Here is a 25,038-nt window from a genome sequence, read left to right as displayed (position 1 = left end):
GCAGAACTCATACCGTCGGCCCCGGTCTTTGACCGGCGCCGAGGGGGGTACGCTCATTCGCCGGGAGGGCTTGATACCAGCCGCCGGAAGTTATTCTCCCGAGCGTTAGCGTCCTGATCCGTGGTTCGGTCTTGCCCCTTGAGTGCGGAAGAAATCCGGTATCGCAGGGAATTTCTGCCGTTCGCCTTCACCTCATAGAGCGCCTGGTCCGCCGATCGGATCATGTCATAAGTGCTGGAAAAGCCTTTTCCACGGTGCAGGCAGGCAACCCCGATACTGATCGTCACGCGACCATAGTCGCTGCAGGAATGGGAGAGGTCCATCGCCTCCACAGCCTGGCGGATCGCTTCCCCTCGTTCAACGGCTTCTCCTATGGACGTGTTCGGAAGGATCAGCGCGATTTCCTCGCCGCCGAATCGCGCGGCGTGCTCCCTGGGGTTCCTGATTGCGGCCCCGATTGTCGCCGAGACGAGACGCAGACACTCGTCTCCCGCAAGATGTCCGTAGGTGTCGTTGAAGCGCTTGAACCAGTCGACGTCGATGAGGAGCAGGCTAAGGTCTGAAGACTCGGCGAGGCTCCTGTCAACTTCGGCCCTCAGCCTCGTGTCGAATGAACGGCGATTGCCAAGCCCGGTCAGCCCGTCGGTATTTGCCTGCTCCAACAGTCTCGCATTCGCATTCGCGAGTGCGAATTCGGCACGTTTGCGCACGGAGATGTCACGAATGACCAGCACTGCTCCAAGACCTGACCCAAGCGGCTTCGTGCCGACTTCCACCCAGATCGGATGACCATCTCGATGGATGATACGATACTGTATGCCAGATATCGGAACGCCCATACGAACCTTTTCCATCATGGATCCGACGATCGGCAGGTCGTCGGGATGGGCGATGTCCTCGGGTCGTCCCGCCATCAGCTCATCGGGCTCCCGACCGAGTAATTCGCGACAGGCGGGCGAAACGAAGACGCGACGGCCTGTGTCATCCAGGCTCGTTACGAGGTCGGACGTGTTCTCGGCGAGAATACGATATCTCGCTTCACTTCGTGCAACTTCCTCTTCCGCCTTGCGACCTTCCTCGAGCCTCTCCGTCATGGCGTCGAAGTCGTCCCCCAGCGCTCGGAGCTCTGGCGCCTGCCACGTTTCGATCGTCGCTCTCGCCCCCAGGTCCCCGCTCGCTATTCGATGAGCCGTCCGTCGCAGCCGTCCGATCGGCCGAAGCTGCGTCCAGTAGCCAATCCACCACGTTCCGGCGAAAGTCGCGACGATGACGGCGAGGCAGATGGTGAAGGACCAGAGCGCGCTTCGATTGAGGGGGGCGACGACATCGGAACGAGGAATTCCGACAATGGCGACAATCATCGCTTCGCCGATTCCGTTCAGCGGAGCAAACCCGAAAAGCATCTCGCGACCATCCAAACCGAGACCTTCGCCGAAGCCTGCTTCGAAACTGCGCGAATTCCGGAGTGTATCCAGTACCGGATGAATTGGGACGACCGACCCGAGCAGACTCTCCATCGGCGGATGGCGGGCAAGAAGCTTTCCCGCCGGCATCTGAAAGATTGCCGCCGTCCTGCCTTCTGGCATTCCCTGACCGGCTAGAAGCGAGAGATTCGTCAGGTTCATGCCTGCGAAGACTGCGCCAGGCGCAACACCGTCGATCGCGGGCAGCTTCATTGAGACGATGACCGTAGGCTTTCCGCTCACCTTTCCGACGAAGAACTCACCAACGTTGAACTCTGGCGCGTCGGGACGCGTCATCCGCTCGATCATTTCGACGTTGCCAAAACGTTGGGGCTTCGTCAGCGTGTTGTGACAGACGATCATCTGATCGCGATCGACAACGCCGACCGTGTAAAACTGCGGGTTCGTTTCGGCGACCGCGGCCATGGCGCGGTTGCATTCAGCTCCGCCGAGGACCGACACTGGCGGCATACTCCGAACCGTATTGAGAATAGTCCGGGCTTGATGGAACGCTGCTGACTGCCGCGTTGCGAAGTACTCGGCCATCTGCTTCACGTCGCGTGTCGCAGCGTCGAGCGCTGCGCCGTAGTTGGCCAGGTTTGTCGAAACGAGCAGGACTATGATCGGTGTGAAGGCCAGCGCCAGGAAGACGATGAAGCGGGCCCGAAGGCCGACGCGAGAGACGAGATCCAGAAAAGCCATCGAAGTCCCTGACGAGCATTGCTCGACGCATCAATCGTGGCGATTGACTAAATACCGATTGAGATGCCTGATAAATTAGTTAGCTTGCCAATCGACCGACCGCAGAGCGGCGCAAGCGCAGCCGGCGCATCACAGCCGGCGCTCGTCCCTGGACCTCGGCCCACTCGGCAAAGCCAAACTAGTCTCTGGTGAATTCCGCCGGGTCGAACTCGTAATGCGTCCCGCAGAATTCGCAGGTGACCTTGATCTTGCCGTCCTCGATGCTCTCGTCGATCTCCTCTGCCGAGAAGCTCGACAGGACGCCGCCGATCTTCTCGCGCGAACAGGAGCATTCGTCGATCACCTGGTCGGGCGGGAAGACCCTGACGCCGCGTTCGTGGAACAGCCGGAAGAGCAGGCGCTCGACCCCGACTTCGGGATCGGTCAGCTCCGACGCCTCGATCGTGTCGACCAGGGCGCGGACCTCGAGCCAGGCGTCGTCGAACTCGTCGCCCTCCTCGTATTCCTCGACGCCCTCCGGCAAGTCGCCGCCCGGCAGGTCGGGCAGGCGCATCCGATCCGGCGACTCGGGCAGGAACTGGGCGAGCAGGCCGCCAGCCCGCCAGCTTTCGACGAAGCCGTTCGGGCCGCGCCGGGCGATCTTGGCGACGGCGAGCTTCACCGTCGTCGGGATCTGCTCGGACTGGCGGAAATAGGTCTCGGCGACGGCCTCGATGTCGGCGCCGTTCAATTCGACGATGCCCTGGTAGCGCTGGGTGTAGGCGCCCTGATCGACGGTCAGCGCAAGCGTGCCGTTGCCGAGCAGCTCCTCGGACCGCGTCGCGCCGCTGGCGACCGCCTCGGCCAGCGCCTCCTCGTCGAAGCGGGCATAGGCGCGCACGCTGCCGGGCGTCGAGAAGTCGACGACGAGGAGGTCCACCGGCCCGTCGGTCTGGGTCTGGACGATGAACTTGCCTTCGAACTTCAGCGAGGTGCCGAGAAGGACGGTCAGGACGACCATCTCGGCGAGCAGTCGCGACACCGGCTCGGGATAGTCGTGCCGGGCGAGGATCTGGTCGAGCATCGGCCCGAGCTGCACGCCGCGCCCGCGCGCGTCGAGGGTCTCGACGGCGAAGGGCACGACGGCATCGTCTCCGGCGAGATCGCCGGGGGAGAGGACGCGTTCGTTGTCAGCCATGGGCGGAGGTTCCGCGCGCCGCATCGCCGAAGCACCAGGCGAGGATCGCCTTCTGGGCGTGCAGGCGGTTCTCGGCCTCGTCGAACACCACCGACTGCGGCCCGTCGATGACCCCGTCGGTGACCTCCTCGCCGCGATGGGCGGGCAGGCAGTGCATGAACAGCGCCTCGGGCTTGGCCTTGGCCATCAGCCGTTCGTTCACCTGATAGGGCATGAAGACGTTGTGGCCGCGTGCCTTCTCCTCGCGGCCCATCGATACCCAGGTGTCGGTGACGACGCAATCGGCGCCGCCGACCGCCTCGTCGGGATCGTTGGTGGTGACGATCGTCGCCCCCTCGCCCCGCGCCCAGTCGATGAACCGGCCATCGAGATCGGAGCCCTGGGGCGTCGCGATCCGCAGCTCGAAGTCGAAGCGCGCCGAGGCCTCGGCGAAGGAGGCGAGCACGTTGTTGCCGTCGCCGGACCAGGCGAAGACCTTGCCCTTCACCGGCCCGCGCTTCTCCTCGAAGGTCATCAGGTCGGCCATGATCTGGCAGGGATGGGTCTCGTCGGTGAGACCGTTGATCACCGGCACGGTGGCGTGTTCGGCCATTTCGAGAAGCCGGTCGTGGGCCGTCGTGCGGATCATGATCGCGTCGACATAGCGCGACAGGACGCGCGCCGTGTCGGCGATCGTCTCCGAGCGGCCGAGCTGCATCTCGGCGCCGGACAGGAACAGCGTCTCGCCACCCAGCTGGCGCATCGCCACGTCGAAGGAGACGCGGGTGCGGGTGGACGGCTTGTCGAAGATCATCGCCAGCATCTTGCCGGCGAGCGGCTTGTCGCCGCCGGGAAGCAGCGACTTGCGCCGCGCCGCATCCTCGATGATCAGCCGCAGGTCGTCCGGCGAGACGGCGGCGATGTCGAGGAAGTGGCGCGGAGCGGCGGTCGGAATCTGGGTCATCGTCATCTCATGCACTGGCGCGCTGGGCCGGGGCGGAAAGCCCGGCGGCCGCGGCCTCGATCCGTTCAATGGCGGCGCGGATCTCCTCCTCCGTGATGGTCAGCGGCGGCAGCAGCCGCACGACGTTGTCGCCGGCCGGCGCGGCGAGCACGCCCGCCTCGCGCAGCGCCGCCACCATGTCGGTGTTCGCCACCCGCATCTTCAGGCCGATCAGCAGCCCCTCGCCGCGGATCGCCTCGACGACGTCGGGATAGCGGTCGGTGAGGGAGGCGAGCGACTGCTTGAAGAACAGCGCCTTGCGGCGCACCTCCTCGAGGAAGCCCTCTTCCAGCACGACGTCGAGAACGGCGTTGCCGACCGCCATGGCCAGCGGATTGCCGCCATAGGTGGTGCCGTGGGTGCCCGGCGTCATGCCGCGGGCCGCCTCCTCGGTCGCAAGGCAGACGCCCATCGGGAAGCCGCCGCCGATCCCCTTGGCGGAAGCCAGGATGTCGGGCGCGATGCCGGAGTTCTCGTAGGCGTAGAAACGCCCGGTGCGGCCGATCCCCGTCTGCACCTCGTCATAGATCAGCAGCAGGCCGTGTTCCCGGCAGAGCTCGCGGATCAGCGACAGGAAGGCCACCGGCACCGTGCGGATGCCGCCCTCGCCCTGGATCGGCTCGATCAGGATGGCGGCGACCTCGGGGCCGGCCGCGGCCTCGCGAAGGGCCGCCTCGTCGCCGAAGACGAGCTGGTCGAAGCCCTCGACCTTTGGGCCGAAGCCTTCGAGATATTTCGCCTGACCGCCGGCCGCGATGGTCGCGAGGGTGCGGCCGTGGAACGCACCCTCGAAGGTCAGGATACGATAGCGCTCGGGATGGCCGGAGACATACTGGTAGCGCCGCGCGGTCTTGATCGCGCATTCCAGCGCCTCGGCGCCGGAATTGGTGAAGAAGGCCCGATCGGCGAAGCTGTTGGCCGTCAGCCGCTCGGCGAGCCGCGTCTGGCCCGGGATCTCGAACAGGTTCGAGGTGTGCCAGAGCTTCTGCGCCTGCTCCGTCAGGGCGGCGACGAGATGCGGATGGGCGTGGCCGAGCGAGTTGACCGCGATGCCGCCGGCCAGATCCATGAACCGTCGGCCGTCGCGCGTCTCCAGCCAGATGCCGTCGCCTCGCTCGAAGGCAAGGGGCGCGCGTGCGTAGGTCTGGTAGAGGGGCGATGTGTCCTGCGGCTGCTGGTTCATGGGGTTCAACTCTTCTGGGAGCCCTGTCCGAATATGCTCGCGAAAGCTCCTGAAAACGTCAAAGCCTGCCGAAGGGCAGGCTTCTCTCGATGCTTCGATATCTCGCAAGCGCCCGTATAACATGCCCCCTGACGCGGCGCGAGGCAAGGGCCGGCGGATTTTCGGGATGCAGAACCAATGCAGCAGCAATGCACCAGGAGGAGTGCATTTTCCCGCTTCGACCCCATATAGGCTGGGGAAAAACATCACAGCGGACATTTCCCGCCCGCGCGACTCTTGTCACCGAGTCACGCGATACGGTAAATTCCGAAGTTAGATACTAGACTTCGAGCGGCGGACCTAGTCTCACCATAGATATTGTGTCTTCCACCGCGCAGCCTCATTGCGCGGGTGGTGAACGGATTCCGGCCGCCGCTCGGCTCAAGAAGGAGCAGTGCAATGGGTTGGACGGACGAACGCGTGGAAATGCTGCGCCAGCTCTGGTCCGAGGGACACAGCGCCAGCCAGATCGCCGAGAAGCTCGGCGGCGTCAGCCGCAATGCGGTTATCGGCAAGGTGCATCGCCTGAAGCTGGAGTCGCGCATCAAGACCGTGGTCGAGGCGAAGCCCGCCGTCGCCGCGATCCCCGAGCCGGTCGTGGCCGCCGTGCCCCGTGTCGTCGCCCCGCAGGTCGTGGCGCCGCAGGTGGTCGCCGCGCAGGTGATGCAGCAGAGCCGGCCGGTGGCGCGGACCATGGGCGCGACGGCGCTCAAGGTCGAGATCCACCAGGAGATCGAGGAAGAAGCGGCGCCGGTGGCGCGAAAGCGCGGCGAGGTCGTGCCGATGATGCGCAGGCTCTCGCTGGTGCAGCTGACCGAACGCACCTGCAAATGGCCGATCGGCGACCCGCTGTCGCCGGACTTCCATTTCTGCGGCGATCATTCCGGCGACGGCACGCCCTATTGCGCCGTCCACGCCAAGCTCGCCTTCCAGGCCGTGACCGAGCGCCGCCGCGTTCGCTGAGCCGTCTCGCGACGCTTCTGCGGGGAATGCCAAAAGCCCGGGGCACGCGCTGCCACGGGCTTTTCGTTTGCGCGGAAGAACCGGCCCTCACGCTTGTCCAGCAGCAGGCTTCGCCAGAGAGCAGCGCCCCATGACGAACGCAACGATCCTCGCCAATGCCCGCATCGTGCTGTCCGATGAGATCGTCGAGGGTGGCCTCGCGATCGAAGACGGGAAGATCGCCGAGATCCTGCCGGGCCGGTCCTTTGGCGGCGAGGACATGGGCGGCGACTTCCTCCTGCCCGGCCTCGTCGAACTCCACACCGACCAGATCGAGGGACACCACCACCCGCGCTCCGGCGTCGTCTGGAACGAGATCGCAGCGATCCAGGCCCATGACGGCCAGGTGGCGACCTCCGGCATCACCACCGTCCTCGACGCGATGCGCGTCGGCACCGACGAGAACACCCGCTCCAGGGCCGAGGACGTCGCGGAGCTGGCGGCAGCGCTCGGCCGCGCCACGAGCGAGGGGCGCCTGCGCGCCGAGCATTTCCTTCATCTGCGATGCGAAGTCTCGGCCGACGACGCGGTCGAGGGCTTCGCCCTCCTGCAGGACCATCCGCGGCTGAAGCTCGTCTCGCTGATGGACCACGCGCCGGGCCAGCGCCAGTTCCACGACATGGACGCGCTCAAGGCCTATCTCACCGACAAGCTCAAGATGAGCGACGCCGACTTCAAGGCCTATGCGACGACCCGCATCGCCCAGTCGCAGCGCAATGCGCCGCCCCATCGCCGGGCGATCGCAAACGCCTGCGCGGCGCGGGGCATCGCGCTCGCCTCCCACGACGACGCCACCATCGCCCATGTCGGGGAAGCCGTCGCGCTCGGCACGCGGATCGCCGAGTTCCCGACCTCGGTCGCCGCAGCCAGAGCCTCGCGCGACGCCGGCATGAAGGTGCTGATGGGCGCACCCAACGTCGTGCGCGGCCGCTCCCATTCCGGCAACATCACGGCGATCGCGCTGCTGCGCGCCGGGCTCCTCGACGTCCTGTCGTCGGACTATGTGCCGTTCAGCCTGATCCAGGCGGTGTTCGCGCTGGCCAATGGCGGAGAAGCCAGCCTGCCGGCGGCGACGCGTCTCGCAACGACAAACCCGGCTGCCGCCATCGGCCTCACCGACCGCGGCACGATCGCCGAAGGCCTCAGGGCCGACCTCACCCGGATCTCGCACGGGACCGGCGAGCCGCCGGTGGTGAGAGCGGTCTGGCGCGAAGGACGGCGGGTGGCCTGAGCGGCCCGGCCGATCCACTTTCTACTGAAAATTCCGCAGCTTCTGAACGACCCAGGGCAATGCAGCCATTCGTTCTGGTTCACCTTTTCCCTTGCGGAAATCTGCAAATAATCCCATTGCAAGTTGTATCTTTGAGAGTATGCTGACTCATCCCTGTCCTGATGGAGCGTCACATGCGGTCTCTCATCATCGTATTAAGCGGCCTGCTCCTTCAATGGAGCAGCCCCAGCATGGCTCAAGTAACAAGCCCCGCGAGTAACACCTCCGGCAACGGGATCAGCGTCACCTTCGTCTACATCATTCTAGTGGTTTTGATCGTAATCATCGCAGTCGCTTTGACTTATATCAGAAGTTCGATCGCAAGTATCGCCAGATTCTCTCTTTCGCAGGCGCTATCTGAAGACGTTCAGCTCCCTGTAAAGGATGCGGATGGCAAGCAAATTATTGGGGCTGACGGGAAAGTCGTTTTGGAACCTACGATGGTTTCGAGCTCAAGTCGGGTCATCGCGTTTATGGGAAGCGTGATGCTTTTGTTTATGTTCATGGGGTTCGGACTGTTTTCGATGCTTCGATTTGCCGTCGGCGCCGACTTGAAATCTCTGGGCGAAATCGGCACATTCCTGATCACCGGCTTGACCCTGTTCGCGCCCTACATCGTCAACAAATTCAGCAGCGTATTTACGTTACCTGGCAAGGGATGACCGTCGGGCCGCCGTGGAAAAACAGGTTGCAGCGGCCATGTTGGTGTCACCAGCATAGCAAATGATGGACGCCATCGCGGAAATTTGGCAGTTGGCCTCGTTCAGGCCGGGTCCTGATAGGTCAGGAACCGGTTTTCCCGCACGTCGAAGATCTTGCCCGTCTCCGTCAAGTCGTCATAGGCCAGCGGCAGGATCTTCGCCGCAACCTCGCGGGCCGTCGGAAGCGCCTTCGGATCCTCGCCGGGCATCGCCTCGGCCCGCATCTTGGTTCGCGTCGCGCCGGGGCTGACGGCATTGACGCGGAGCGGGGTGTTCATCGTCTCGTTGGCCCAGGAGCGCACCATCGCCTCGCAGGCTGCCTTGGTCGCCGCATAGAGCGACCAGTAGGCCTTGGCCGAATGGGCCGCGCCGGACGACATGACGATCGCCCGGCCGGCGCCCGAGACCCGCAGCAGCGGATCGACGGAGCGGATCAGCCGCCAGGTCGAGGTGACGTTGACCGTCATCGTCTTGTCGAAGGTCTTCGCCTCGATGTGGCCGATCGGCGCGAGGACACCGAGGAGGCCGGCATTGGCGACCATCACGTCGAGCTTGCCCCAGCGCTCCTTGATGGCGCCGCCGAGCCGGTCGATGCCGCCCATGTCGGTGAGATCGAGAGGCACGAGGGTCGCCGAGCCGCCGGCCGACTTGATCTCGTCGTCGAGCTCTTCCAGCCCGCCCACTGTGCGCGCCAGCGCGATCACATGCGCGCCCTCGGCCGCCATCTGCTTGGCGATCTGGTAGCCGATGCCCCGCGAGGCGCCGGTCACCAGCGCGATCTTGTTCTCGAGCCGTCCGGTCATCGCCCTCTCCTCCGCTTCATGTCCATTCCGCTGCGCACCGTCACCCGCAGCCCGCGCCCTTTGTCCGCACCGTCGCCCCGCACCGTGAGCACCGTCAGCCGGCGCCGCCGAGCAGCGACAGCTGGCGCACGTTGTCCGCCCCGTCCTGGTCGGTCAGCGACGTCGGATAGTCGCCGGTGAAGCAGGCGTCGCAGAACTGCGGCGCGATCTTCGAGCGGCCGGTCTCGCCGCAGGCGCGATAGAGGCCGTCGATCGACAGGAAGGCCAGCGAATCCACCTGGATGAAGTCCGCCATCTCCGCGATGGTCATGCGCGAGGCGAGCAGCTTGGCCTTTTCCGGCGTGTCGACGCCGTAAAAGCACGAGGCCGAGGTCGGCGGCGAGGCGATGCGCATGTGCACCTCGCTGGCGCCGGCCTCGCGCACCATCTGGACGATCTTCTGGCTGGTCGTGCCGCGCACGATGGAATCGTCGACGAGCACGATCCGCTTGCCCTCGATCATCTTGCGGTTGGCGTTGTGCTTCAGCTTGACGCCCATGTGACGGATCGAGTCCGTCGGCTGGATGAATGTGCGCCCGACATAGTGGTTGCGGATGATGCCGAGCTCGAAGGGAAGGCCGGCTTCCTGCGAATAGCCGATCGCCGCCGGCACGCCGGAATCGGGCACCGGAACGACGACGTCGGCCGCCACGTGGCTCTCCCGCGCGAGCTCCATGCCGATCTTCTTGCGGATGTCGTAGACGTTGCGGCCCTCGACGTTGGAATCGGGCCGGGCGAAATAGACATATTCGAAGATGCAGAACCGCGCCCGCCGCGACTGGAACGGAAACACGCTCTCGATGCCGCTGTCGGTGATGACGACCAGTTCGCCGGGCTCGATGTCGCGCACGAAATCGGCGCCGATGATGTCGAGGGCGCAGGTCTCGGAGGCGAGAACCAGCGAGCCTTCGAACTCGCCGAGGACCAGCGGCCGGATGCCGAGGGGATCGCGCACGCCGATCAGCGAATTGGCCGACAGACCGACCAGCGAGAACGCCCCCTCGAGCCGCGACAAAGCGTCGATCAGCTTGTCGACGAAGGCCCGCGCGCCGCTGGTGGCGACAAGATGCAGGATCGTCTCGGTGTCCGAGGTCGAGGAGAAGATCGAGCCGCGACGCTGCAATTCGCGCTGCACGGTCATGGCGTTGGTGATGTTGCCGTTATGGGCGACGGCGAAGCCGCCGGCCGACAGCTCGGCGAAGAATGGCTGCACGTTGCGCAGGCCGCCGCCGCCGGTGGTGGCGTAGCGGGTGTGGCCGATGGCCGACTGGCCGGGCAGCCTTTCCAGCACCGAGGCCTTGGTGAAGGTGTCGCCGATCAGGCCGGCGTGGCGTTCGACATGAAACTGGGTGCCGTCATGGGCGACGATCCCCGCCGCTTCCTGACCGCGGTGCTGGAGGGCGTGCAGCCCCAGCGTCACGACGGCCGCAGCGTCCGTCCTCTGGAAAATGCCGAAAACGCCGCATTCCTCATGCAGCGTGTCGTCGCCGAATGGCGTCTCATCCATGGCTTGCTTAGGTTCCGCTGGCTGGTGGTCGGATGGGGCGTATATAGACGCTGTCGGCGCAAGACGCGAGTCACGCGCGTTCGACGGGCCGTTCACGGCCGCTCCCTTGCATCGGGAGGGCCGCTTCGCAGGGTCAATTCGCGGGGCCGGTATCGGGCGTGGGGGCAGCCGGCTCGCCGCCCTGGATCACGCCGTCGATCGTCGTCGGCTCCTCGCCGGCGGGCGCCTGGCCGTCGACGGGCTCACCGCCCTGCTGCAACCTGTCGATCTGATCCATGATCAGGCCCTCCGGATTGTCCGGAAGCGCGGCGACGAGCTGCTTGCCGAGGTCGTCGAGATAGGGCTTGGAGGCCGCATTGGCGATCCAGGTCGGCTGGTTCTCCGGCGCCAGCCAGTTGAAGAACAGCATGGCGACGACGACCAGCAACAGCCCGCGCACCGCGCCGAAGACGAAGCCGAGCACCCGGTCGAGGGCGCCGATCCGGCTGTCGATGATGAAGTCGGCGATCCGAAGCGTGATGTAGGAGACGATGATCAGCGTGACGATGAAGATCGCCGCCGCAGAGGCCGCCATCGCGACGGTGCGCGAGGTGATGTACTCCTGCAGATAGGGCGTCAGGTCGGCATAGAAGAGGAAGGCGACGATCGCCGCGACCGCCCAGGCGACGACCGACAGGACCTCGCGGGAGAAGCCGCGCACCATGGCGAGCAGCGCCGAGACCAGCATGATCGCAACGAGAACGGCGTCGAGAAGGGTGACGGGCATCAGATATGCTTCCAGGATCGATGGGTCGGCTGCGCCGGGCGCGAACACCCATTACCGTTTTGCGACCGGTTTTTCACTAAAAGATTCACGGAAGGCTCAGTCTTCGTCCTCCGACCTGGGGATGGAGCCGCCGGCGACCCGTGCCACGAGGTCGGGCAGCGCCTCGACTTCGGCGACGTCCATGCCCTGGGACTTCGGCAGATCGGCGCTCGCGGCCGGCAGCACCGAGCGGGAAAAGCCGAGCTTTTCGGCCTCCTTCAGGCGTTGCGCCGCATGGGCGACCGGCCGCACCGCCCCCGAAAGCGAAATCTCGCCGAAATAGACGCAATCGGCCGGAAGCGGGGCTCCCGACAGCGAGGAGACCAGCGCCGCGGCGACGGCGAGATCGGCCGCGGGCTCGGAGATGCGGAAGCCGCCGGCGACGTTGAGATAGACGTCATGTTGCGAGAGCCTGACGCCGCAATGGGCATCGAGCACCGCGAGCACCATGGCGAGCCGCGGCTGGTCCCAGCCGACGACGGCCCGGCGCGGCGTGCCGAGCGCCGAGGGCGCGACGAGGGCCTGGATCTCCACCAGAACGGGGCGCGTCCCCTCCATGCCGGCAAAGACCGCGGCGCCGGGCGACTTGGCGTTGCGCTCGCCGAGAAACAGTTCGGACGGGTTGGCGACTTCGCGCAGGCCCTCCCCGCCCATCTCGAAGACGCCGATCTCGTCGGTCGGGCCGAAGCGGTTCTTCACCGTGCGCAGAATACGGAAATGGTGGCCGCCCTCGCCCTCGAAATAGAGGACGGCATCGACCATGTGCTCGACGACGCGGGGGCCGGCGATCTGGCCATCCTTGGTGACGTGGCCGACAAGGATCACCGCGGCGCCGGAGGATTTGGCGTATTTCACCAGCGCCTGCACGCCGGCCCGCACCTGGGTGACGGTGCCGGGTGCCGATTCGGCGAAGTCCGACCACAGCGTCTGGATCGAATCGATGATCAAAAGGTCGGGCCGCTTGGCCTCGGCGAGGGTCGCGAGAATGTCCTCCACATTGGTCTCGGCCATCAGCATGACGTCGGTGTCCGCCGCCTGCAGCCGTTGCGCGCGCAGCCGCACCTGCGCCACCGCTTCCTCGCCCGACACGTAGACGACCGAACTGCCGCGCCGCGCCAGCGCCGCCGCCGCCTGCATCAGCAGCGTCGACTTGCCGATGCCGGGATCGCCGCCGATGAGGATCGCCGAGCCCCGCACGATGCCGCCGCCGGTCGCCCGGTCGAGCTCCGCGATGCCCGAGACGATCCGCGGCGCCTCCTCGATCTCGCCGGACAGGGGAAGCAGCGCCGACGGCCGCCCCTTGCGCCGCGAGCCCCGCTGCGGCCCGCCGCCGATGCCGCCGGACGCGTTCTCCTCGACGATGGTGTTCCACTCGCCGCAGGATTCGCACTTGCCCTGCCAGCGCGTATAGACGGCGCCACAGGCCTGGCAGATGAAGGTGAGCTTGGTTTTAGCCATGGAATTCCTTGCGGCAGCTTCGAGGCGGCGTGATCGCGACGGCCGCATGATCCGGCACGCCCGCGGGCCGACTACCGACCGCGAAACATCGACTTCATCAGGAGCAGAGCGAGCACGATGGACGGCACCTTGACGGACGGCAGCATCATGCTCGCCATCGGCTTCTATCTCATCGCGATCAACTGCGCCGCCTATCTGGCCTTCCTGTTCGACAAGGCGCGGGCGCGTCAAGGCGGATGGCGCATTCCCGAGCAGCGGCTCCTCGGCCTGGCGCTCGTCGGAGGCAGTATCGGCGCGATCGCCGGCCAGAAGCTGCTTCGCCACAAGACCCGCAAGGAACCCTTTCGAACGCAACTGCTCCTGATCGCAATGTTCCACGGCCTCGTCGTCGTTGCGCTAACTGCGACCCTCGTCATCGTCGGGCCCCACGTCGCCATCGACTGGCTCAGAACCGTCTTGAGCGGAGCCTGAGGCGGTCGGACGCGATGATTCCCGCCGGAGCGATCGACGGGTCACGCGTCGCCCCGAGGCCCCGACCTGTCGAGCCAATCCCGAAGGGCGACGTTCACCCGTGTCTGCCACCCCTTGCCCGATGCCCGGAGCGCTTCGACGACATCTTGATCGAGACGCAGCGTCACGCGCTGCTTGGGATGATCGAGGACGGGCCTGCCCGGCCCTTTCGTCAACGTTCCGGTCGCCGGCTCGACAACGACGCCATTCTCGGCGATCTCGGCGCGGGCGAACTGCTCCTCTGTCCATTCGGGTGCGTCGTCAGGATCGATCCATTCGCGCGATGGCTTTGCGGGATTCGCGTTCATGGCAGTACCTCATGGAAATGATGTGCCGCGTGTCGCCGCGCGGCGTCCAGACGATGACGACCACGCGGCCATTCAGGAAGCCGTGGGTCTGGAAGCGAACCTCGCCGTAGTCGTACCGATCGTCCGTCAGCGTCGCGGTTCGACCACCGAACACCTCCGCCGCATCGAGGAAATCGAGCCCTGGTTCGCTGAGCGTGCTGTCCCGCTTCGCCGGATCGAACGTGATCTTCATTGTTAGCGATCAGTTCGAAGGCGGGTCATCGACCAATTAATGTCGGTACGAAAATAGTATCGACGCCCACGAATGTCGATATCGATTACCGCCACACCCGTTCCACCCGCCTCCCCAGCCCCGCCAGCAGCTCATACGCGATCGTCCCCGCCGCATCGGCCACCCCATCGATCGAAACGTTCGCCCCGAAAAACTCCGCCCGCGTCCCAGGCTCCACCAGATCCGCCGGAACGTCGGTGACGTCGAGCAGCGTCAGGTCCATCGACACCCGGCCGAGTACCGGCACGCTATGCCCCGCGACGAAGGCCATCGCGCCGGACCGCGTTTCGCGCAGCGGCACGCCGGCGCCGGAGGCGGCGCGGGGGTAGCCGTCGGCATAGCCGAGGCCGACGGTGGCGATGCGGGTGTCGCGGGTGAGCCTTGCCGCCGCACCGTATCCCGCCGCCTCGCCGGCCTTCGCGGTGCGGACCTGTAGAATCGCCGCGGTGAGGGTGGCGACCGGTGTCAGCTTGCCGTCGGAGGGCGCGCCGGCGCGGCCGCCATAAAGGGCGATGCCCGGCCGGGTCAGTTCGAAAGCATAGTCGAGGCCGAGGAACGACCCGGCGGAATTGGCCAGCGAACGTTCGACGCCCGGAAAATGCTCGCAGATCGCGAGGAACTGCCGGCGCTGCGCCGCGGTCTGGTCGCCCGTCTCATCGGCGCTGGCGAGGTGGCTCATGACCAGGGAGACGTCGAGAGCTCCACCCGCGACCGCCGCCCGGACGACGGGCAGTTCCGCGGCGTCGAGGCCAAGGCGGTTCATGCCGGTCTCGAACTGCAGCGCGGCAGGCGCCCGCCTGCCTGCGCGCTCCAGCCCCTCGCACCAGGCGGCGATCTCGGCAAGGTTCGACAGGACGGGGATCAGCCGGGCTTCGAGGCAGGCGGGGACGTCACCGAGAGACACACCCTGAAGGACGTAGATCCGGGCGTCGCCATATCCCGTCTCATCGAAGCCTTGGCGGAGCGCGACGCCCTCATCGGCCCAGGCGACGAAGAAATCATGGCAGCCGGCATCATGAAGCGCTTGCGCGACGCGGGTCGCTCCGAGGCCATAGCCGTCCGCCTTGACGGCTGCGCCGGTGCGGGCCTTGCCGCTGAGCGCGTCGAGGGTGCGCCAGTTGGCATTGAGGGCTTTGGTGTCGATTTCGACGCGGGGCATGCGCGAGCGATTGACAGGGATTGCGGGAGGAGTCGAACGCGGTGCCGCCATGTCGTGCCTTCATCGGAAAACCCTGCCGGAGATCAACCGCCGCCCCGGCTGATTCCCGTCCGAATGCTAGCAGAAAAAGGATGACGGCTGCGAATGGGCTAATGGCTGCCGATGGGCTGATGGCGTTCGAAACGGGACGCGACCGCGCAGTAGCCCCTCATGGTGAGCTTGTCGAACCACGAGGGGCGGCTTTGCTCGATCTGGAGCTTTACCCCCGTGGTTCGACAAGCTCACCATGAGGGCAAAGGGGTCGGCGGCCTAGGGCTCACGCCTGCAGCCAAAAGCGGACCGCAAGCGCGCCCTACTCGAACCGCTCCGGCAGATAGGTTTCGTCGGCAAGGTCGGCGAAGCGGGTGTATTCGGCCTGGAAGGCCAGCGGCACGGTGGCGGTCGGGCCATGGCGCTGCTTGGCGATGATCACCTCGGCCTTGCCGCGGGCCTCGTTCAGAGCCTGTTCCCATTTCAGATGGTCTTCGGTGCCGGGCTTGGGCTCGCGGTTGGCGAGGTAGTATTCGTCGCGATAGACGAACATGACGACGTCGGCGTCCTGCTCGATCGAGCCGGATTCGCGAAGGTCCGACAGCTGCGGACGCTTGTCGTCGCGCGATTCCACCTGGCGCGACAGCTGCGACAGGGCGATGATCGGCACCGACAGCTCTTTTGCCAAAGCTTTCAGGCCGGTGGTGATCTCGGTGATCTCCTGCACGCGGTTCTGGGCGGAGGCCTTGGACGAGCCCTGCATCAGCTGGACGTAGTCGATCACCATGACGTCGAGGCCGCGCTGGCGCTTCAGCCGCCGGGCACGGGCCGACAGCTGGGCGATCGAAATGCCGCCGGTCTGGTCGATATAGAGCGGCAGGCGCTGCATCATCTCCGAACAGGCGATCAACTTGGTCAGCTCCTGGTCGTTGATCTGGCCTCGGCGGATCTTCGAGGAGGAGATCTCCGTCTGCTCGGAAATGATGCGGGTGGCCAGCTGCTCGGCCGACATTTCCAGGGAGAAGAAGCCGACGACCCCGCCGTTCTTGGCCTTGAACGAGCCGTCCGCCTGCTCCGCCGGCTCGTAGGCGGCGGCGATGTTGAAGGCGATGTTGGTGGCGAGCGAGGTCTTGCCCATGGCCGGGCGGCCCGCGAGGATGATCAGGTCCGACGGCTGCAGCCCGCCGAGCCGCCGGTCCATCGCCATGATGCCGGTGGAGATGCCCGAGAGGCCGCCGTCGCGGTCCTTGGCCGCCGTCGCCATCTGAACCGCGGCGGTGACGGCGTCGGTAAAGGACTGGAAACCGCCGTCGTAGCGGCCGGTCTCGGCGAGGGTGAAGAGCCGGCGTTCGGCCTCCTCGATCTGCACCTTGGGCTCCATGTCGAGCGGCGCGTCGAAGGCGAGGTTGACCATCTCCTCGCCGATGCCGATCAGCGAGCGGCGCAGCGCCAGATCGTAGACGGCCCGGCCATAGTCGAGGGTGTTGATGATCGTGGTGGCTTCCGCCGCCAGCCGGGCGAGATACTGGGCGACGGTCATGTCGCCGATCTTGTCCCTGGCGGCGAGGAACGTCTTGATCGTCACCGGATTGGCGATCTTGCCCATCCGGATCATCTCCGAGGTCTTCTCGAAGATCTCCTTGTGGATCGGCTCGAAGAAGTGATCGGGCTTGAGAAAGTCGTGGACGACGTAATAGGCGTCGTTGTTGACGAGGATGGCGCCGATCAGCGCCTGCTCGGCCTCGATGTTGGCCGGCGCCTCGCGATAGAGCGCCGCCTCTTCCTCAAATTTGCGCGCAGGCTCCGCCATCGCCGTCGCATCCCTTTGCGAAGATTGTCCGAAAGGCGATGGCCTACACCAAGCGGCGATTCGCCACAAAGAAAAGAAGCCGCCGGGATGCGGCGGCTTCGTCGGTTCGCGATAAAGGCGAAGGCTGTGGCTAACAGCGGGGAAAACCCCCGCGGCCCATTGCCCCTCGCCTATTGCCCAGCGCCGGTCTCGGCGGTCTTCGGCTCGCCAGCCGCAGCCTTCGGCCCGCCCTTGGAGACGCCGACCATCGCCGGCCGCAGCACCCGCTCGCCGATGGCATAGCCGGCCTGGACGACCTGCAGGACCGTGCCGTTCGGAACGTCGGCATTGGGGATCTCGAACATCGCCTGATGGAAGTTCGGGTCGAAACGCTGGCCTTCCGGCTCCAGCCGCCTGACGCCGTGCTTCTCGAGCGTCGAGGCGAGACCCTTCTCGGTCATCTCGACGCCCTCGATCAGCGCCTTCAGCCCCGAGCTCTCGTCCGAACGATGCTCCTCCGGCACCGCGGCCAGGGCGCGCGAGAGGTTGTCGGCGACCGACAGCATCTCGCGGGCAAAGCTGGTCACCGCATAGGTGCGCGCGTCCTTGACCTCGCGCTCGGTGCGCCGGCGCAGGTTCTCCATGTCGGCGGCGAGCCGCAGCAGCCGGTCCTTGACGTCGGCATTCTCCGCTTCGAGCGCCGCGATCCTCTCGCCCATGGCGTTCTCGCCCGCTTCCGCATCGTCGCCAGCCTCGTCATAGGCCGCCCCGGCGCTCCAGTCGGAGGACTGCGGCGTGGCCGTCCCGGACGCCCCGCCGGTCTCGCCAGCGGCGTTCTCGGAAACGTTCGTCTCGCGGCTCTCGCCGTCGTTCCTGCCGGTGTCGCTCATCATCCCTCTTTCATCCCGTTCGTCCCGACGACGCGCCGCGCCCACCGGACGCGTCAGGGTCGCCATCGTTCGTTGAAGCCTCGACGCACGATCGGCCCGCCTGCCGTTCCGTTCGGAGCGGCGACGTCCGGCCGATGCACGAATGCGTTATCGCAGCGGGATATCGAATTGATGGACCCGGAAATCAAGCCTCGTCGTCGCCGGACTTGTGCTGGAGCAGCCGCGAGACGATCCGCGCCGTGTAGTCCACCATCGGCACGACGCGCCGGTAGTTCAGCCGCGTCGGTCCGATGACGCCGACGGCGCCGACGACATTTTCGGTCCCACCCTTGTAGGGCGCGACGATGAGCGATGATCCCGACAGCGAGAACAGCTTGTTCTCCGAGCCGATGAAGATCCGCACGCCGTTGCCGCCTTCGGCAAGGCCCAGAAGCTCGATCATGCCGCTCTTGGTCTCGAGGTCGTCGAAGAGCAGGCGCAGGCGCTCGATGTCCTCGGAGGCAGAGATGTTTTCCAGAAGGTTCGCCCGGCCCCTGACGATCAGCTGCGCCGGCTGGCCGGCGGAGGCGCCCGACCAGATGGCGAGCCCCTGGTCGACCAGCGCCTGGGACAACAGGTCGAGCGCGCTCGCCGTCTCGTCCTTGAGCGATGCGATCCGCGTCCGCGCCTCGCCGAGGGTGCGCCCGACGACATGGGCATTGAGGAAGTTCGCCGCCTCCACGAGCTGCGAGGCCGTCACCCCCGCCGGCAAGTCGAAGATGCGGTTCTCCACCTCGCCGTTCTCCCCGACGAGGACCGCAAGGCCCTTGGTCGGCTCGAGGCGGATGAACTCGATGTGCTTCAGCCGCAGGTCCGACTTCGACGTGACCACGATGCCGGCCCCGCGCGACAGGCCGGACAGGAGATTGCTCGCCTCGGTGAGGAGGCTCTCGACGCCGCGCCCGTCACCGACGAGACGGACCTTCTCCTCGATCGCCTCCCGCTCGGACGAGGCGAGATCGCCGACCTCCAGAAAGGCGTCGACGAAGAAGCGCAGGCCGATCTCGGTCGGCATCCGCCCCGCCGAGACATGCGGCGAATAGATCAGGCCGAGCGCTTCGAGGTCGCTCATGACGTTGCGCACGGAGGCCGGCGAGAGCGACGACGTCAGGAGCTTCGACAGCATGCGCGAGCCGACGGGCTCGCCCTGGTCGAGATAGCTTTCGACGATCAGCCGAAAGATCTCGCGGGCGCGCTCGTCGAGCGGCGGAACCTGGATTCTGGCCAAGTCACTGACGGACATCATGAAACGCAGGGAACCGAATGTGCCATGGCCTTACTATAGGGATGCGCCCGGCCGGATGAAAGGCGCCGATGGTCGCGGCGTCGCTTCCCGTGGCCGAGGCCGCCTGTTTCGCTCAAGAGAGGCGCTGCGGCGACAGCGCGGCCATCACCGGATCGGCCCGTCCGGCCATCAGTCCGGCGAGCAGCATGCCGGTGGTGGGCCCCAGCGTGAAGCCCTGGTGGCCGTGGCCGAAGTCGAACCACAGCCCGTCGTGCCGCGGCGCCTTGCCGACGACGGGCAGCATGTCCGGCATGCAGGGCCGCGTGCCATGCCAGGGCCGGTTCTCCACCGGTCCGCCGAAGTCGAGCACCTTGCGCGCCCCCGCCTCGGCCTCGGCGAGCTGGCGCAGGTTCTGGGTCGCCGTCATGGCGGTCAGCTCGGCGCCCGTCGTGATGCGCATCCCCGCCTTCATCGGCACGAAGACCGCGCCGACGGAGGCATCCATCAGCGGCTTGTCCAGCGGATTGTTGCGGAAATGCTGGTGATAGCCGCGCTTCCTCACCATCGGGATCTTGTAGCCGAAGCGCTTCAGAAGCTTCGGCGACCAGGCGCCGAGGCAGACGACGACGTCCCGCGCCGTGATCGGCCCGTCGGCGGTCTCGACCCGCCAGCCGGCACCGTCCTTGGCCAGGGTCTCGGCGTCGCCGTCGAGCAGCCGGCCGCCGCGCTTCAGGAACAGTTCGCCATAGGCCTGGGTCAATTCGCCGGGGCTCGAGCAGCACCAGCTGTCGGTCCAGTGGATGGCCCCGGCAAAACCCGGCTTGAGGGCCGGCTCGGCCGCCATCAGCCCGGCGGCGTCCAGCGCCGTGAAGCCGACGCCGAAGGCCTCGTTCACCCGCTCGGCCTTCTTCACTGCCGACGCCAGTTTCGCCGCATCGCGGTAGGCCTGGTGGAACCCGTCCCGACGGATCAGGTCCCCCGCCCCGGCGGCTTCGATGTAGGGCGCGTGGTCCTCGCGCGAGCGCCGGATCAGCGTGCCATAGGTGCGGGTGATCGCCTGCAATCGCCGCGGCTGCGAATGACGGAAATATCCGAACAGGCTGCGCAGTTCGCCGAGGACCGATTCGACGTTCCATTCGACGTCGTTGGTGCGCTTCAGGGCGATGGCGATCAGCGAGGGCACGTCGGTCGGCATGGCATAGGGCTCGACCGCCTCGGACTGGATGATGCCGGCATTGCCGTAGCTCGTCTCGCCGGCAAATTTCGGCTGCCGGTCGACGACGACGACGGTCCTGCCCTCGGCCTGCAGCGCCAGGGCGGCGCCCACGCCCGCCATGCCGGCGCCGAGCACGATCACGTCGGTCATGGCTGTTTTGTCCTTTCGACTCAGGTACTGGCGCGAAAGGGTAGTTGGCCCATCGGGGAGAGCAAGCAGTTTTTGCGGCGCGGGACGGGCCATCCGCCCTCGCTCATCACGGACCGGCGCGACCCGTTCCGGACACGTCGACCAGCCGCAGCCGCGGCGGCGGCGCAGGATCCAGCGCCGCGTAGATGTCGCCGAGTGCCCGCGATCCGCCGATCTCGGGAAGCGCGATGCCCTGAGCGAGATCGTCGTATTTCTCGATCTCCCAGCGACCGCCCTCGCCTCGCCTGTAGAGCTTGACCGAGACCCTGTCGGGATCGACGAACAGGATGAGCCGGACGTCGCCATGGCCCTGGTACTCGTCGAGCTTGTCGGTCGCGTCGATGGCCGACGTCCCCGGAGACGCCACCTCCACGACCAGCGTCGGAGAGGACGCTTCGAGCGCATCGGGATCGCTCGGCCCGCAATCCACCACGACGTCCGGATAGCGAACGGACCCCGGCCCGGTCCGGACCGCGGTGTCGTTCGCCGTCGTCCGGCAACCGCCGGGCCGAGCCTGCGGCAACAACGCCGCAACGATGTTCGCGGTGACGACGTTGTGGCTCTGCTTGGCCCCCGTCATCATCCTGACGATCCGGCCGTCGACGAGTTCGAAGCGGTCCTCCTCGGCACGGATCCACCGGAGGAACTGCTCCGCCGACACGAGTTCCTGCTCCGGGAAAGCCACGCGACCCCCATTCGTCAACGTCGAGGCGTCCAGCATACGCGCGGGTCGGCGACCGGGCAACAACAGGGGCGGAAGCCACCGTTTCGGGCTGGCGCGATCGCGGATCGCCTGATGCTCCGGTCCGAGAACGCGGCGCCATCGTCGCAGCCTCGTCGTCCGCGCCCGGCCGGGTCGCAAGACCCATCGGGCCGTGCCTCGTCGCGCAGTGGCGCAGGCGGCGCGACGCCCCGCAGAAACCCGTCCCGAAGCCTTTGCGTGCCTGCCGCTTTCCCGATACAAGCCCGGCGCAATAACACTCCGTTAACCATTCAAATTCGAAGCAAAAGCGAGCCACCCATGCGCCCTTCCAAACGCCCCAACGACGCCATGCGCGACGTCTCGATGGACACCGGCGTCTCGCGCCATGCGGAAGGCTCCTGCCTCGTGCGCTTCGGCAACACCGAGGTGCTGTGCATGGCGAGCCTGGAAGAGCGCGTGCCGCCGTTCCTGAAGAACACCGGCAAGGGCTGGGTGACGGCGGAATACGGCATGCTGCCGCGGGCCACCGGCGAGCGCATGCGCCGCGAGGCCGCCCAGGGCAAGCAGTCCGGCCGCACCCAGGAGATCCAGCGTCTCATCGGCCGTTCCCTGCGCTCCATCGTCGACCTCCAGGCCCTCGGCGAGCGCCAGATCACCGTCGATTGCGACGTCCTCCAGGCCGATGGCGGCACCCGCACGGCGGCAATCACCGGCGGCTTCGTGGCGCTGTCGGAATGCCTGAAATGGATGGAGGAGCGCTCGATGGTGAAGCGCCACGACGTCCTCCAGGGCCATGTCGCGGCGGTCTCCTGCGGCATCTACAAGAACCAGCCGGTGCTCGACCTCGACTATGCGGAGGATTCCACCGCCGAGACCGACGCCAATTTCGTCATGACCGGGGCCGGCGGCATCGTCGAGATCCAGGGCACCGCCGAGGGGGCGCCGTTCTCGGAAGACGAGTTCCTCGAACTCCTGAAGCTCGCCCGCAAGGGGATCAACGAACTGGTCGCGACGCAGCGCCAGGTTCTCGGAGAGCACTGATGCCGCTTCTGACGCCGGAAGACGGGCCGCTGCTCGTCGCCAGCCACAACAAGGGCAAGATCTGGGAGTTCCGCGAGCTGATGGAGCCGTTCGGCTTCGCGGTGACCTCGGCCGCCGACAAGGGTCTCGACGACCCGGAAGAGACCGGCACGACCTTTGAGGAAAATGCCGCGATCAAGGCGCTGGCGGCCATGGAGGCGACCGGGCTCGCCTCGCTGTCGGACGACAGCGGCATCGCCATCGAGGCCCTGAACGGCGCCCCCGGCATCTATTCGGCCCGCTGGGGCGGGCCGGACCGCGACTTCGCCATGGCGATGCGCAACGTCGAGGAGAAGCTCCAGGCCGCCGGCGCGACGACGCCGGACAAGCGCAAGGCGACCTTCGTCGCCGTCCTCTGCCTCGCAAGACCCGGCCATGAGCCGATGTTCTTCCGCGGCGAGGTGGACGGCACGGTCGTCTGGCCGCCGGTCGGCGACAAGGGCTTCGGCTACGACCCGATCTTCCTGCCGGACGGCGAGAGCCGGACCTTCGGCGAGATGATGTCGGCGGAAAAGCACGCCTGGGTTCCCGGCCAGGCGACCGCCCTGTCGCACCGGGCGCGGGCGTTCCAGAAATTCGCCAAGCTCGCCCTCGGGGTGGAATGAGAGGGGTCCGATGAACCTGATGTCGCCGCACCGGACAGCCGGGGTCCTCCCCTTCGCCAGGACGCCTGCCGCGCCGGGCTTCGGGGTCTATGTGCATTGGCCGTTCTGCGCGGCCAAATGCCCCTATTGCGACTTCAACAGCCATGTCCGGCGATCCGCCATCGACCAGCCGCGCTACGTCGCCGCCTTCACGCGCGAACTGAAGGAGGCGGCCCGGCGCTCGAAAGGCGAACTCGTCACCTCGATCTTCTTCGGCGGCGGCACGCCCAGCCTGATGGCCCCGGAAACCGTCGGGGCGATCCTCGAAGCCGTGGCCGAAAACTGGACGATCGCGCCCGACGCCGAGATCACGCTGGAGGCCAACCCCTCCAGCGTCGAGGCCTCGCGCTTTCGCGGCTACCGGGCGGCGGGCGTCAACCGCGTCTCCCTCGGCGTCCAGGCCCTGAACGATCCCGACCTTCGCCGTCTCGGCCGCCTGCACGACGTCGCCGCCGCGCTCGAAGCCATCCGGCTCGCCCGCGAGATCTTTCCCCGCCTCTCCTTCGACCTGATCTATGCGCGGCCGAACCAGACCGTCGAGGCCTGGGAGGCGGAGCTGAACCAGGCGATCGATCTCGCCGCCGACCACCTGTCGCTCTACCAGCTGACCATCGAGATGGGCACGCCCTTCTTCGATCTGCACAAAGCCGGCAAGCTGATCGTGCCGGACGGCGAGCTCTCGGCCGATCTCTACGAGGCGACGCAGCAGATCACCGCCGCCCGCGGCCTGCCGGCCTACGAGATCTCCAACCATGCGGTGCCCGGCGCGGAGTCGCGCCACAACCTGACCTATTGGCGCTACGGGTTCTATGCCGGCGTCGGCCCCGGCGCCCATGGCAGGCTGAAGGGGGAGAACGGCGCGCGGCACGCCATCGCCAACGAGCCGCTGCCCGAGACCTGGCTGAAGATGGTCGAGAGCTGGGATTCCGGCGCCGTCACCGACGAGGCCCTATCGCTCGAGGAACAGGCCGACGAGTTGCTCCTGATGGGCCTGCGCCTCACCGAGGGCATCGACCTCTGCCGCTGGCGCAAGCTCGCCGGCCGCGACATCGACAAGGCGAGCGAGGCCGACCTCGCCCATCACGGCATGATAGAGCGCCTCGGCCCGGACCGCATCCGCGCGACGCCGGCGGGGATGCTGGTGCTCGACGCGGTGGTGGCCGATCTGGCGTGAGAGGCGCGGCCTGACGGCCTGGTCACCGCGTCGCAAGCGTGTCGGCGGCCGACGACCGTTGCAGGCGCAGCGGACGGCGGCACCTTGGTGGTTGCCGCGGCCCGCTGCGTGTCCTCGGCGGTCAGGCGGCTTTCGGAATCCGGGCGATCACCTTGATCTCGAAGTCGAAGCCCGCCAGCCAGTTGACCCCGACCGCGGTCCAGTTCGGATAAGGCTTGTCGGCGAACACCTTCGAGCGCGCGACGTGCACCGCATCGAACTGGCGTTCCGGGTCGGTGTGAAACGTCGTAACGTCGACGACGTCGTCGAAGCCGCATCCTGCGGCCTCCAGCACTGCCGCGAGGTTGTCGAAGGCGCGCTGCACCTGGGCGGGAAAATCCGGCTCGGCAGAGCCGTCTTCGCGGCTGCCGACCTGGCCGGACACGAAGAGCAGGTCGCCGGAGCGGATCGCTGCGGAATAGCGGTTGATGTCGTAGAGAGCCTGTCGTCCGGCAGGATAGATCGCGTCGCGCTTGGCCATGGCCGAGGTCCTTTGAAACCGTTGTTTCGACCCCCTCGGCATCGCCGGGAGAGTTCATGAGCATCTCCGTCGTCCACCCCATATCGAGGGATCCGACGTGGAAACTTGCGGCGGGACGTTTTACATACGCCTCGTACGTCAAATTTGCTAACATACGAGG

24 protein-coding genes are annotated in these 25,038 nt (G+C 66.6%); 7 read left to right on the top strand and 17 right to left on the bottom strand.

All coding sequences use genetic code 11. The annotated features are described in order from the left end of the window. Positions 1 to 53 precede the first annotated feature (53 nt). From ATO4_RS09940 to ATO4_RS09925, 4 genes are all read right to left on the bottom strand, one after another. Positions 54 to 2,165 (bottom strand): diguanylate cyclase, encoded by a 2,112-nt coding sequence (locus tag ATO4_RS09940; protein ID WP_083591362.1) that lies wholly within the window; start codon positions 2,163 to 2,165, stop codon positions 54 to 56. Between the two features lie 178 nt (positions 2,166 to 2,343). Then, the gene (locus ATO4_RS09935) at positions 2,344 to 3,342 is read right to left on the bottom strand and encodes an Hsp33 family molecular chaperone (RefSeq protein WP_083591361.1); all 999 of its coding nucleotides are present in this window, start codon (positions 3,340 to 3,342) and stop codon (positions 2,344 to 2,346) included. Further along, entirely contained in the window at positions 3,335 to 4,285 is a 951-nt protein-coding gene (argF, locus tag ATO4_RS09930) for an ornithine carbamoyltransferase (RefSeq protein ID WP_083591382.1), read from the bottom strand. The genes ATO4_RS09935 and argF overlap by 8 nt, the downstream gene beginning before the upstream one ends. A 7-nt stretch (positions 4,286 to 4,292) precedes the next feature. Continuing rightward, complete coding sequence (locus ATO4_RS09925; RefSeq protein WP_083591360.1) at positions 4,293 to 5,507, bottom strand: aspartate aminotransferase family protein; 1,215 nt, start codon at positions 5,505 to 5,507, stop codon at positions 4,293 to 4,295. 438 nt (positions 5,508 to 5,945) lie between these two features. Here ATO4_RS09925 and ATO4_RS09920 point away from each other — a divergent pair, with 438 nt between their 5' ends. From ATO4_RS09920 to ATO4_RS09910, 3 genes are all read left to right on the top strand, one after another. Beyond that, positions 5,946 to 6,509: a GcrA family cell cycle regulator gene (locus ATO4_RS09920; protein ID WP_083591359.1), complete on the top strand. Its 564-nt coding sequence runs from the start codon at positions 5,946 to 5,948 to the stop codon at positions 6,507 to 6,509. A 130-nt stretch (positions 6,510 to 6,639) separates the two neighbouring features. Beyond that, positions 6,640 to 7,779 (top strand): alpha-D-ribose 1-methylphosphonate 5-triphosphate diphosphatase, encoded by a 1,140-nt coding sequence (locus ATO4_RS09915; RefSeq protein ID WP_083591358.1) that lies wholly within the window; start codon positions 6,640 to 6,642, stop codon positions 7,777 to 7,779. A 173-nt stretch (positions 7,780 to 7,952) separates the two neighbouring features. After that, entirely contained in the window at positions 7,953 to 8,480 is a 528-nt protein-coding gene (locus ATO4_RS09910) for a hypothetical protein (RefSeq protein ID WP_083591357.1), read from the top strand. A gap of 101 nt (positions 8,481 to 8,581) precedes the next feature. Here the strand turns inward: ATO4_RS09910 and ATO4_RS09905 are convergent, their stop codons facing one another. The 4 genes from ATO4_RS09905 to radA all read right to left on the bottom strand — a co-directional run bounded on the left by ATO4_RS09905 (position 8,582) and on the right by radA (position 13,131). Beyond that, positions 8,582 to 9,322: an SDR family NAD(P)-dependent oxidoreductase gene (locus ATO4_RS09905; protein ID WP_083591356.1), complete on the bottom strand. Its 741-nt coding sequence runs from the start codon at positions 9,320 to 9,322 to the stop codon at positions 8,582 to 8,584. Positions 9,323 to 9,416: 94 nt separating this feature from the next. Next, positions 9,417 to 10,868, bottom strand: a complete 1,452-nt coding sequence (gene purF, locus ATO4_RS09900) for an amidophosphoribosyltransferase (RefSeq protein WP_083591355.1) — start codon at positions 10,866 to 10,868, stop codon at positions 9,417 to 9,419. A 133-nt stretch (positions 10,869 to 11,001) separates the two neighbouring features. Then, complete coding sequence (locus ATO4_RS09895; RefSeq protein ID WP_083591381.1) at positions 11,002 to 11,634, bottom strand: CvpA family protein; 633 nt, start codon at positions 11,632 to 11,634, stop codon at positions 11,002 to 11,004. A gap of 96 nt (positions 11,635 to 11,730) precedes the next feature. After that, complete coding sequence (gene radA, locus ATO4_RS09890) at positions 11,731 to 13,131, bottom strand: DNA repair protein RadA (RefSeq protein WP_083591354.1); 1,401 nt, start codon at positions 13,129 to 13,131, stop codon at positions 11,731 to 11,733. 117 nt (positions 13,132 to 13,248) lie between these two features. On the opposite strand from radA, the gene ATO4_RS09885 reads away from it, so the two are divergent. Then, positions 13,249 to 13,602 carry a DUF1294 domain-containing protein gene (locus ATO4_RS09885; protein WP_245308665.1) on the top strand — a complete coding sequence of 118 codons (354 nt, stop codon included), beginning with the start codon at positions 13,249 to 13,251 and terminating at the stop codon, positions 13,600 to 13,602. A 41-nt stretch (positions 13,603 to 13,643) separates the two neighbouring features. Here the strand turns inward: ATO4_RS09885 and ATO4_RS09880 are convergent, their stop codons facing one another. From ATO4_RS09880 to ATO4_RS09845, 8 genes are all read right to left on the bottom strand, one after another. After that, the gene (locus tag ATO4_RS09880) at positions 13,644 to 13,949 is read right to left on the bottom strand and encodes a BrnA antitoxin family protein (protein WP_083591352.1); all 306 of its coding nucleotides are present in this window, start codon (positions 13,947 to 13,949) and stop codon (positions 13,644 to 13,646) included. Continuing rightward, positions 13,903 to 14,181: a BrnT family toxin gene (locus ATO4_RS09875; RefSeq protein ID WP_083591351.1), complete on the bottom strand. Its 279-nt coding sequence runs from the start codon at positions 14,179 to 14,181 to the stop codon at positions 13,903 to 13,905. Before ATO4_RS09875 ends, ATO4_RS09880 begins: the two co-directional genes overlap by 47 nt. Positions 14,182 to 14,266: 85 nt before the next feature. After that, on the bottom strand, positions 14,267 to 15,379 hold the full coding sequence (gene alr / locus ATO4_RS09870) for an alanine racemase (protein ID WP_245308664.1): 1,113 nt from the start codon (positions 15,377 to 15,379) through the stop codon (positions 14,267 to 14,269). A 352-nt stretch (positions 15,380 to 15,731) separates the two neighbouring features. Next, complete coding sequence (locus tag ATO4_RS09865) at positions 15,732 to 17,219, bottom strand: replicative DNA helicase (protein ID WP_083591349.1); 1,488 nt, start codon at positions 17,217 to 17,219, stop codon at positions 15,732 to 15,734. A 170-nt stretch (positions 17,220 to 17,389) separates the two neighbouring features. Further along, positions 17,390 to 18,088, bottom strand: coding sequence for a nucleotide exchange factor GrpE (gene grpE, locus ATO4_RS09860; RefSeq protein WP_139802358.1), 699 nt, complete (start codon positions 18,086 to 18,088; stop codon positions 17,390 to 17,392). 184 nt (positions 18,089 to 18,272) lie between these two features. Next, complete coding sequence (gene hrcA, locus ATO4_RS09855) at positions 18,273 to 19,355, bottom strand: heat-inducible transcriptional repressor HrcA (protein WP_245308663.1); 1,083 nt, start codon at positions 19,353 to 19,355, stop codon at positions 18,273 to 18,275. Positions 19,356 to 19,485: 130 nt separating this feature from the next. Continuing rightward, complete coding sequence (locus ATO4_RS09850; RefSeq protein ID WP_083591346.1) at positions 19,486 to 20,718, bottom strand: FAD-dependent oxidoreductase; 1,233 nt, start codon at positions 20,716 to 20,718, stop codon at positions 19,486 to 19,488. A gap of 106 nt (positions 20,719 to 20,824) precedes the next feature. Further along, positions 20,825 to 21,442: a Uma2 family endonuclease gene (locus ATO4_RS09845; RefSeq protein ID WP_176222930.1), complete on the bottom strand. Its 618-nt coding sequence runs from the start codon at positions 21,440 to 21,442 to the stop codon at positions 20,825 to 20,827. Between the two features lie 336 nt (positions 21,443 to 21,778). Here ATO4_RS09845 and rph point away from each other — a divergent pair, with 336 nt between their 5' ends. Genes rph through hemW form a run of 3 tightly spaced genes read left to right on the top strand, consistent with a single transcriptional unit; the run spans position 21,779 to position 24,358 of the window. Continuing rightward, complete coding sequence (gene rph / locus ATO4_RS09840) at positions 21,779 to 22,501, top strand: ribonuclease PH (RefSeq protein WP_083591344.1); 723 nt, start codon at positions 21,779 to 21,781, stop codon at positions 22,499 to 22,501. Beyond that, a complete protein-coding gene (gene rdgB / locus ATO4_RS09835) occupies positions 22,501 to 23,145 on the top strand; it encodes an RdgB/HAM1 family non-canonical purine NTP pyrophosphatase (protein WP_083591343.1) in 645 nt (214 codons plus the stop codon). The genes rph and rdgB overlap by 1 nt, the downstream gene beginning before the upstream one ends. A gap of 19 nt (positions 23,146 to 23,164) precedes the next feature. Beyond that, complete coding sequence (gene hemW, locus ATO4_RS09830; RefSeq protein WP_083591380.1) at positions 23,165 to 24,358, top strand: radical SAM family heme chaperone HemW; 1,194 nt, start codon at positions 23,165 to 23,167, stop codon at positions 24,356 to 24,358. A gap of 121 nt (positions 24,359 to 24,479) precedes the next feature. Here the strand turns inward: hemW and ATO4_RS09825 are convergent, their stop codons facing one another. Continuing rightward, on the bottom strand, positions 24,480 to 24,878 hold the full coding sequence (locus tag ATO4_RS09825; RefSeq protein WP_083591342.1) for a RidA family protein: 399 nt from the start codon (positions 24,876 to 24,878) through the stop codon (positions 24,480 to 24,482). Positions 24,879 to 25,038: the final 160 nt, after the last annotated feature.

It is taken from the genome of Aurantimonas sp. 22II-16-19i (assembly GCF_002088275.1).
Classification (GTDB): Bacteria; Pseudomonadota; Alphaproteobacteria; order Rhizobiales; family Rhizobiaceae; genus Jiella.
The sequence above is the reverse complement of the archived record's forward strand: the minus strand, read 5'-3'. Positions and strand labels throughout refer to the sequence as shown.